The organism is Corynebacterium sp. (genome assembly GCF_030826625.1).
GTDB lineage: Bacteria > Actinomycetota > Actinomycetes > Mycobacteriales > Mycobacteriaceae > Corynebacterium.
On sequence record NZ_JAPJNQ010000016.1, the window covers coordinates 26,588 to 35,457 of the forward strand.

Genomic DNA, 8,870 nt, shown 5'->3' on the forward strand with positions numbered 1-8,870 from the left:
GTGGTAGAGATGAAGATTCGAGTACTAATCGCAGACGACCAGCCGCTAATGGCTTCTGCCTTGAAGACTATTTTAAGTACTCAAGCAGATCTTGAAGTTGTTGGCCTGGCGCAAAATGGGATTGAAGCGGTCAAGATTGCCTCCCGATGGAAGATTGACGTCGCGGTGCTGGATATTCAAATGCCACAAATGAATGGGTTGGAAGCTGCAAAACAAATCTTAAAAGAGCATAAAGATACTAAGGTGCTGATGCTAACAACTTTCAGCGACGATAATCTAGTGGAAGATGCCCTAGAAGTCGGAGTTCACGGGTTCCTACTCAAAGACATTGATCCTGAAAATCTCATCAGTTCTGTACGTCGAATTTATGAAGGAGCATCGGTACTTTCTCCGGATGTGACTAACTTCGTATTCGAGGAATTTCGGCGAAGATCAAACTGGAAGCATAAACCCACGAATGATGAAATCGAGATAGTGAACTCTCTGACCGAACGTGAAAAACAAGTCTTAGGACGGGTTGCCTGTGCGGAGACGAATGCAGAGATTGCGGGTGCTCTTTTTATAGGTACCGCGACGGTCAAGACATATGTTTCTCGGCTGATAAATAAATTAGGAGTTCGAGATCGCGTTGGTTTAGCTGTCTGGGCACACAAAAACCAACTGACGAATCCAGAAGAATAATCGCAGTTTTAAGCATCTGGACAAACGGCTCGCTTCATCCTCTAGACTGATGCCGAATTCAGTCGCCTGACGTAGTAAGACGTCGTGAAAAACGTCCTAGAGATAGATGCTTTTATCTCAGGTGCGCCGCATCATAGAGTCATGGCTAAGACAGACGGACTAACACCTGCAATCTCATGTAATGATCTACGGATTAGTTATTCAGGACATGCGGTTCTTGATGGTTTCTCGATGGACGTAAACCCTGGTCGGGTCCATGCGCTTCTGGGGCGTAATGGAGCAGGGAAATCTACTTGTTTCCGTATGATTCTCGGTTTGGAAGACCGCGGACAAGGGGATATCCAAATTCTTGGCGCTCCCCGGACTAGAGACAGTCTGAAGAATATAGGGGCTTCCATCAATGGGCCAGCTTTCTACGGCCATCTCTCAGCGCTAAATAATATCCGTGTTCACGCTAAGCTGCTCAATATTCCAGATCTCCAGGCACAGGAAGCGCTTGATTTCGTAGGACTGGGACACGCTGGGAGAAAGAAGGCGCGCTCTTTTTCCACTGGTATGAAAGCGCGACTTGCTCTTGCAACGGCAATTCTTGGACGTCCCCCCATCCTTATTCTCGATGAGCCTCAAAACGGTCTTGATCCGCAGGGGATCGCAGATCTGCGAATTCTTATACGCAATTGGGTGAAGTGCGAAGGCACCGTTTTGGTTAGCTCCCATCAGCTCGGGGAAATTTCTAAACTCGCTGATGACATCACGATCCTAGCCAAAGGTCATAGTGTTTATTCCGGGCCGTTGAGCCATTTTGCCGCAAGAGACCACCTTGAAGAACGCTTCCTGGACATGACCCAAGGAAGTGAAGAATCATGAGCAAAGTAAGGTCTGTGTTCGCTCGATCGCAGAGTGCGCCGAAGGCGCCCGGTATTATTCAAGCCGAAATTGTTCGTACAAAAGGATCAGCAGTGCAATGGTTTCCACTGATTGGTCTGTGGATTGGTATTATTAGCTCGACCTTAGCTTTCTGGTCCGCTGAGGGTCATGATGCCTCGGGTGCGCTGGCTTGGCAGGCTATGTACGTCACTGGTATGGCTGCTCCTCTTCTCGCTTTATTAGCTGGTCTGGCAGAAGATAGGGAAAAAGCGAACCGATACGGAGGGACAGATATTCGTCCGGTGTCTCCATATGCTATTCGTGCGGCACGTATCGGTGTTCTCATTGTAGTTTCTGCATTGTTTCACCTGATGAACTTTGGGTCGTCCTGGGCATTAACAATATTGGATGGACGTGAAGGGGCGAATTCCCTTCTTGTTGCAGGTGGGCTAGCGTTTATGTCCAGCATTTCGACGCTTTGTATTTTCAGCCTGGTTGCACGGTATTTCTCTATTGTAATGACGTTATTAGTGGCGGTGGTGTATCAAGTAGCCGGAACTCTTTTATCTGAATCCGCACTGTGGAATCTGCTTCCACCGACCTGGCCAGTGCGTTTGCTTCTACCCGTGCTTGGCGTTCACTCCAATGCGGTCCCTTTGACTGAAGGAGAGTTACTTGCGCAAGAAACTCCGTTGCAAGGAATTGTCCTTAATAGCCTCTTTGCGCTTGTTACTCTTAGCTTGACGGTTTTCGCGCGGGGCCGCCAAAGAAAAGTTACGAATAAGAAAAATACGCAAGCACAACCACAACAAAGCATTTCACCTGCACAGTTTTCTCTTGATTCTGTATACGCTTCGCCTGATTTCTCTGGGCGCAATAGTCCAGACAACCTAGCTCTTGCTTTATCGTCCATCAGGATCGCATTATTCCGTAGCAGTATTTCGTGGTTGTTATTTGCCGTGTTAGCGGTTTTTGGGATGATGGCTATCTTCTATCCAGCAAGCTATATCAGCGGCTTCTATACGTTTTTCGTCCTTCCCTTAGGCGCGGGCCTTCTTCCTATCTTGAGTTGGAAATTGTTGTCTTCTGCGTGGAGAGTCACTGTATTGGAGAATGCTAAAACTCGTGTTTCCTATCTTGTGTGGCATTCCATCTTGCTCGTTTTTCTCGCGATAGTGGTAGGAGTTTTGCATACGTTTGCGGGCGGGAATTTTCCTGAAACGGTGAAGCTAGTCGTGTTGTGGTCAACGACGGGAGTAGTGCTGGCGACTATAAGCACCGTGCTGTGCGTGTCCTACGGTGTTGGCCTCACGATCGCATGGTCAATCTTTATCACGGTATTGTCGGCGACTCTGGGAGGCGATGTCCTGGCTGAATCCATCCTGTGGGTTGTAGCGTTGCCTGCTTGGCCAGAGATTGCTGACACTCCAGAACGGCTCATTTTTGCAGTAATAACTGAATTACTTGTTCTTGGTCTAACAGTGCGTTGGTTTTTCGTGGCACTCAGAAAGTTTGAGCGAAGATCGTAGGCTCTGGTACTCAGAAAGGTGGCGATCCTAAAACTATGGCTCCCAATTTCAATGGTTTATAGCAGCAGAATCCGGGATGCTTCAATTTGCAAAGCCCGCCAAACGAAGGCTCTCGTTTAACTGGAAAACCGAGGCCCAGAAATCTCCTGTTTTTGTAGCAATCGTATTATCAATCAGGGATCCGGTTACATCAAATTGCTCTAGCTGAGGATAATAAATTCCAAGTAGATTATGCTCATGGCTAATTTTCTTGTCCAAGATAGAAGCATGCGCCCATTGCCCTGAAAACCGCCTGCGTAGACCTTCTCCAAGGAACATCTGGTATTCAATTCGGCGAGGGGCAGGAATCGTTTTTGCGTTCGCAATCAACCATTTTTCGCACGCTTTTAATGATTCTTGGCTCCACGGGGTGCTTTGTTTTATTCCGGGGAGTAGAAGGTGCTGTTTCGAATCGACGTAGTCTTTCGCCTTCTGCGTCCAATCGGCAAGATTTACCTGCGAACTAGCCACCATACCGACCCTACCTTTCATAATTTAAGTTAATCTAACCATAACTTCCGGAAAATCGGGGCAGTCATTTTTCGCAGTAAACTGGTGCTAAATGCCCCCGTAAGCAAAGGAGCTGTCATGCGCATTAATGAGCACGAATGGGAATTGGTAGAAGGCCTCAACCTGCCATACCAGGAGGATGAGAACTCCACCCATGCGCAGTCACGCCAAGCCCGTGCGGTGCCACAAGTAATCAAGGTCGCCGAGCTAGAAGGCGCCACCGTGGTGCGGTTATCCTTCCGTGCCGGTGACACTATGGCGAATCACAAGGCCCCGCGCCCGATCCTGGTGCTGGGGCAAACGGGTTCAGTGACGTTCACTATCGGTGACGCGGATGCTGGTGAGCCCGTCGATGAAATCGCACTTGCTCCGGGTAAAGCCGTGCACGTCGATGAAGGCAAAATCCACGCCTTGCATGCCGACGCCCCAGCAGTGGTCACACTGTTGATCCTGGGCTAACAAGGCCAGCGGTGCAGCGGTGAATCGCGCAGTAATCGTTGAATGACCCAGCCCCTGCACGGAGCAGTGCTTGTTTTCGCCTTACTGGCCTTACTGACTGGAGAAATATGCCAGCGCCCGGGGTATCGCGGTAGCAATCGCGCTTGCCGACGTCGGCGCCATCCCAAATTCTGTTTGTGCAGCAAGCTGCGCGGCCCAAGAATGCACGACGACAGCGCGCCGGAAAACGTCGGCAAGACCCGCCTGGGCGGCCTCGTTGTGTTTAGCCTCCGGAGCGGCTGCTGGTGCATTCCACTCGGCGAGGAAAGCTCCCAGAATTCCGGACAGCACATCACCGGAACCAGGCGTGGCAGCCCACGAAGAACCCGTATTCACCGACACCAATCTGCCGTCAGGGCTGGCAATCAGAGTGAGCCGTCCTTTTCGCAGCACCCACGCATTGAGTTGTGCCGCCAGGGCACGGGTAGTGCGCAAACGGTCGGTGGCGTCGTTTGCAGAAGCCTCCTGATCCGGCACAGGTAGCGCGTCTGCTAAACGCTGAAACTCTCCATCATGCGGGGTCAGCAGCACCGGGCTAGTGCTTGCCCGGTCGCGCAGGAGCTCCCACAACTGCGCGCTAGCCGCTAACAACGTGATGGCGTCGGCATCCAACACCAACGGTTGAGTGCCCCGCAACGCATATTCCAATTCCAATGCCGCGGAAATATCTGTTCCGCGCCCCGGCCCAACAACCAACGCTTGCACCCGACCCGCGGTGCGCACACTGGTATGTGTGACTGCTTCCGGGTGCGCGCGCACCACATCACGCGTGAGTTCGGCAGGACCAATCACCCGCACCATCGACGGCGTGGCGGCGATGGCACCGGCCGCAGATAAAATGCCCGCGCCGGGATACGCCGCCGAGCCGGCGCACACACCAACCACGCCCGAGGAATATTTGTCCCCGGTCGGCTGCGGTTCGAGGTTTCCGGGGCCGCTGCCGACGTCGACTGTGGCGTGTTGGAATTCCGGCAATTCTGGTGCTTGTGGTGGTGCCGTTGCGCTGCCGCTTGCCGACGCCTGAGCCTGAATCTGCGTCTGCGTCTGCGTTGCGATTGCTGGAACCTGGAAAAACTCGACGGTGCCCTGCTTGAAGCCGGTGCCGGTGTTTTCTGCAGAGTTTTGGTGCGCAAGTTCTTCCGCGAACGAACGCGGGCCCTGTGGCAATTGCAGATCAGCGATCACCACTTTCCCGCACACCGGTGTTGCCGCGTGCGCCAAGCGACCAGCACCAAAAGAGATCGTGACCGTCGCACGCACATAGCTATCTCCGGGCTGGCACTCACATGGTGCCGCATCCTGATCCGTGTTTGCAGCCGTAGATGGTGCTTCTCGGGCGGCGGTTTCTGGAGCGGTGTCGCCCGTATCGCAGTGCACCCCGGTTGGCACATCAACGGCGAGGACATCGGTGCCCAGCCGCCGCTGCGCGTGGAAGAACTCGGCAATCGCGCCATCTAGTCCGCGACCAGCCGATAAACCAGCGATCGCGTCGATGATTAGTGCGGGCGCTTGCGCAGAATCAGCCAGTTCGGCCAGTTCGCCGGTGCCGAGCTGCTCACCACCGGCGGCGCGGAATGCGTGCCACGCAGCTTCGTGCACCTTCGGGGAGCCGTCGGCAAGCGTAGCTATCGGTACTGCGTGCACACGGTATCCAGCCAGCAACAAGTGTGTGGCGGCAAACAAACCATCGCCGCCATTACCGCCGGGGCCGGCAACTACCACGACTTTGTCGGAAGACTGCGCCCGCAACATATCCAGGGCGGTATCGGCCACGGCAGCGGCGGCGAGCTTCATCATCTCGTCGTCGGCCACCTCATGGGCCAGGAGTGCTTTTTCCGCAGCGCGGATCTGATCAGCAGAATAAGCGAACATAAACCCAGCTTAACCACCCCGGACTAAGCCTGTGGTGGCAAGCTACGCCCCAATGATCAAGCCTGGCAAGTCGGGCACCAAAACAGATTGCGGCCCTCGTATGCCTTCATCGCAATATCCGAGCCGCAGACATAACAATCATCACCCGCGCGCCGGTAGACATAGACTTCCCCGCCGTGCTCGTCGTCACGCGCCGGGCGGTGCATCACCTCCGGGGTGTGCTCATCGCGCACCGTATTAATCTCGCCGTCGACTACGCCTTGGCGCATCAGCACCACCAGGTCCTCCCACATCGCGAAAAACACGCTGCGGTCAATCGCATTCCCCGGAGTAAACGGCGACTGCTGGTGTCGGAACAACACCTCCGCACGGTAAATATTGCCCACCCCGGCGAACAATTTCTGGTCCATCAACAACGAGCCGATGCTGCGCTTAGAACGTTGTACCTTCGCCCATACTTGCCGCGGGTTCGCATCATCACGGATCGGGTCTTCGCCGATCTTGCCGACGGCGATGGCGTATTCCTCATCGGTGATCAGCCGGCACCACTGCGGCCCGCGCAGATTCGCCGCCAGGTTGGTGGCGTCTTCTGAGCTGCCATCGTCGTCAAGCGTTTCAATGCGCACACGGATCTGCCCCCAGACCTTCTCGCGATCCTCAAAACGCAGGTGCCCGATCAGGCCCAAGTGGATGTAGATGATGTGTTCGTCGGAAGCAGCATCGAAGTGAAGGAACAAGTGCTTGCCAAAGGCCTCGGCGCGCTCGAGGCGGGAGCCGTCGACAAGCTCTGCTTCCGTCGCAAAGCGGCCCTGCGGGCTGGTGATGTGCAGGCGCTGGGTGCCAAAAATGCGGGTGAATTCGTCGGCAAGACGGTGGATGACGTGTCCTTCAGGCATGCCTCTAGCCTAGCGCTGTGTTTGCGCTGAGTTCGTGCTGAACGCGTATAATAGTCATGCGTCATAGAATATCGAGGCTGCGCGCGGGGGATGCTCGCGGGGAAAGTAAGGAAACAATGGCGCATAAGATCGGGTTTGATCGAGAGAAGTACATCCAACTCCAATCCGAGCACATCAACGCTCGACGGGAAGAAATCGGCGGCAAGCTTTATCTTGAAATGGGGGGCAAGCTTTTCGACGACATGCACGCATCACGCGTGCTGCCGGGTTTTACCCCGGACAACAAGATCGCGATGCTGGAGCAGCTGAAAGATGACCTGGAGATCATGATCTGCGTGAACTCCAAGGACCTGCTGCGCAATAAAATCCGCGCTGACCTGGGCATTACTTACGAAGACGACGTACTGCGGCTGGTCGACGTGTTCCGCGAACGCGGTTTTTTGGTGGAAAACGTGGTCATCACCCAGCTGGAAGACGGCAACCACCAGGCAGAAGCCTTCATCCAGCGCCTGCACCGCATGGGGCTGAAAGTCTCCCGCCACCGCACCATCCCAGGCTATCCCACTGATGCCGATCGCATCGTGTCCGAAGATGGCTTTGGACGCAACGAATTCGCAGAAACCTCCCGCGATCTGATCATCATGACCGCACCCGGGCCCGGATCCGGCAAGATGGCCACCTGCCTGTCTCAGATCTACCACGAGCACCAGCGAGGCGTAAACGCCAACTACGCCAAATTTGAAACTTTCCCGATCTGGAACCTGCCACTCGAGCATCCAGTCAACCTGGCCTATGAGGCGGCCACCGCGGACCTGGACGATGCCAACGTCATCGACCCGTATCACCTGTCCGCCTACGACAAGAAGGCCTCCAATTACAACCGCGACGTCGAAGCCTTCCCGCTGCTCAAGCGCTTGCTGGAAAAACTCGTCGGAGCTTCGCCGTACCAGTCGCCGACCGACATGGGCGTGAACATGGTCGGATATTGCATCAGCGACGATGAAGTCTGCCAGGAGGCCGCCCGGCAGGAAATCATCCGCCGTTATTTCAAGGCGCTGGTTACCGAACGCACCGAGGAACTTGATAACACAATTTCCGGGCGCGTGGCCGTGGTGATGAACAAAGCAGGCGTGGAAGTCGCTGACCGCGCGGTGATCGCTCCTGCGCGCCGGGTGGCGAAGGATAGCGAGCAGCCAGGCTCGGCCATTGAGCTTGCCGACGGCACCATCATCACCGGTAAAACCTCCAGTTTGTTGGGATGTTCTGCGGCCATGTTGCTGAATGCGCTGAAACACCTGGCCGGTATTTCTGACGACGTTTTGCTACTGGCACCAGAGGCCATCGAGCCGATCCAGACGCTGAAAACCCAGCACCTGGGCTCGAAGAATCCGCGGCTGCACACCGACGAGGTGCTGATTGCCCTGTCGGTTTCTGCGGCGAATTCCGCCGATGCCCGCGCTGCCCTGGCCGAATTGAAGAACCTGCGCAATTGCGAAGTGCACACCACCACAATTCTCGGGTCTGTCGACGAGGCCATCTTCCGCAACCTCGGCGTGCGGGTGAGCAGCGAACCGGTGTTCTGGCGCAAAGGTCTCTACCACAAGATTTAGTGGTTTCTGCAGCGTTTAGGAAAACTCCTGACAGGTTATTAAAATGCGGCTTATGACTAGCCGCAGCGAATCGCTCGAATCCAAAATCCTGCTGTATTACCAGTTCACCCCAATCGCAGACCCGCAGGCGGTGATGCTGTGGCAGAAGGCTTTGTGTGAGTCGCTGGGGCTGAAAGGCCGCATCCTCATCTCTAAACACGGCATCAATGGCACCGTCGGCGGCACGGTTGCTGCGTGTAAGCAATACCGCAAGCGCACCCGCGAATACGATGGTTTTCATTCCATGTCGTTCAAGTGGTCCAACGGCGGCGCCGAGGATTTCCCACGCTTGTCGGTGAAAGTTCGCGATGAGATCGTGGCCTTTAATG

Annotated in this window: 8 protein-coding genes and 1 pseudogene; 6 read left to right on the forward strand and 3 right to left on the reverse strand. The window is 54.8% G+C overall.

What is annotated here, in order from left to right:
- Positions 1-9 precede the first annotated feature (9 nt).
- The 3 genes from RCH87_RS03515 to RCH87_RS03525 all read left to right on the forward strand — a co-directional run bounded on the left by RCH87_RS03515 (position 10) and on the right by RCH87_RS03525 (position 3,077).
- Complete coding sequence (locus RCH87_RS03515) at positions 10-681, forward strand: response regulator transcription factor (protein WP_242721135.1); 672 nt, start codon at positions 10-12, stop codon at positions 679-681.
- Positions 682-822: 141 nt separating this feature from the next.
- Positions 823-1,548 carry an ATP-binding cassette domain-containing protein gene (locus tag RCH87_RS03520; RefSeq protein WP_306515372.1) on the forward strand — a complete coding sequence of 242 codons (726 nt, stop codon included), beginning with the start codon at positions 823-825 and terminating at the stop codon, positions 1,546-1,548.
- Positions 1,545-3,077 (forward strand): hypothetical protein, encoded by a 1,533-nt coding sequence (locus RCH87_RS03525; RefSeq protein ID WP_306515366.1) that lies wholly within the window; start codon positions 1,545-1,547, stop codon positions 3,075-3,077. Before RCH87_RS03520 ends, RCH87_RS03525 begins: the two co-directional genes overlap by 4 nt.
- A gap of 81 nt (positions 3,078-3,158) precedes the next feature.
- Here the strand turns inward: RCH87_RS03525 and RCH87_RS03530 are convergent, their stop codons facing one another.
- Positions 3,159-3,608 (reverse strand): hypothetical protein, encoded by a 450-nt coding sequence (locus tag RCH87_RS03530; RefSeq protein ID WP_306515367.1) that lies wholly within the window; start codon positions 3,606-3,608, stop codon positions 3,159-3,161.
- Between the two features lie 96 nt (positions 3,609-3,704).
- Here RCH87_RS03530 and RCH87_RS03535 point away from each other — a divergent pair, with 96 nt between their 5' ends.
- Positions 3,705-4,085 (forward strand): hypothetical protein, encoded by a 381-nt coding sequence (locus RCH87_RS03535; protein WP_306515368.1) that lies wholly within the window; start codon positions 3,705-3,707, stop codon positions 4,083-4,085.
- A gap of 90 nt (positions 4,086-4,175) precedes the next feature.
- Here the strand turns inward: RCH87_RS03535 and RCH87_RS03540 are convergent, their stop codons facing one another.
- Positions 4,176-5,996 carry an NAD(P)H-hydrate dehydratase gene (locus RCH87_RS03540; protein ID WP_306515369.1) on the reverse strand — a complete coding sequence of 607 codons (1,821 nt, stop codon included), beginning with the start codon at positions 5,994-5,996 and terminating at the stop codon, positions 4,176-4,178.
- A gap of 56 nt (positions 5,997-6,052) precedes the next feature.
- A complete protein-coding gene (locus RCH87_RS03545; protein ID WP_306515370.1) occupies positions 6,053-6,892 on the reverse strand; it encodes an Fpg/Nei family DNA glycosylase in 840 nt (279 codons plus the stop codon).
- Between the two features lie 116 nt (positions 6,893-7,008).
- Between RCH87_RS03545 and RCH87_RS03550 the strand changes: the two genes are divergently transcribed.
- Both RCH87_RS03550 and RCH87_RS03555 read left to right on the forward strand, forming a co-directional pair.
- Entirely contained in the window at positions 7,009-8,502 is a 1,494-nt protein-coding gene (locus RCH87_RS03550) for a DUF1846 domain-containing protein (protein WP_302501715.1), read from the forward strand.
- 52 nt (positions 8,503-8,554) lie between these two features.
- Positions 8,555-8,870, forward strand: a pseudogene (locus tag RCH87_RS03555) (hypothetical protein); the annotation flags it as partial.

What these genes read in the sequence shown, in the direction of transcription:
- RCH87_RS03525 (WP_306515366.1), top strand. Translation starts at nt 1,545, where the DNA reads ATGAGCAAAGTAAGGTCTGTGTTCGCTCGATCGCAGAGTGCGCCGAAG.
- RCH87_RS03545 (WP_306515370.1), bottom strand. Translation starts at nt 6,892, where the DNA reads ATGCCTGAAGGACACGTCATCCACCGTCTTGCCGACGAATTCACCCGC.
- RCH87_RS03520 (WP_306515372.1), top strand. Translation starts at nt 823, where the DNA reads ATGGCTAAGACAGACGGACTAACACCTGCAATCTCATGTAATGATCTA.
- RCH87_RS03515 (WP_242721135.1), top strand. Translation starts at nt 10, where the DNA reads ATGAAGATTCGAGTACTAATCGCAGACGACCAGCCGCTAATGGCTTCT.
- RCH87_RS03540 (WP_306515369.1), bottom strand. Translation starts at nt 5,996, where the DNA reads ATGTTCGCTTATTCTGCTGATCAGATCCGCGCTGCGGAAAAAGCACTC.
- RCH87_RS03530 (WP_306515367.1), bottom strand. Translation starts at nt 3,608, where the DNA reads ATGAAAGGTAGGGTCGGTATGGTGGCTAGTTCGCAGGTAAATCTTGCC.
- RCH87_RS03550 (WP_302501715.1), top strand. Translation starts at nt 7,009, where the DNA reads ATGGCGCATAAGATCGGGTTTGATCGAGAGAAGTACATCCAACTCCAA.
- RCH87_RS03535 (WP_306515368.1), top strand. Translation starts at nt 3,705, where the DNA reads ATGCGCATTAATGAGCACGAATGGGAATTGGTAGAAGGCCTCAACCTG.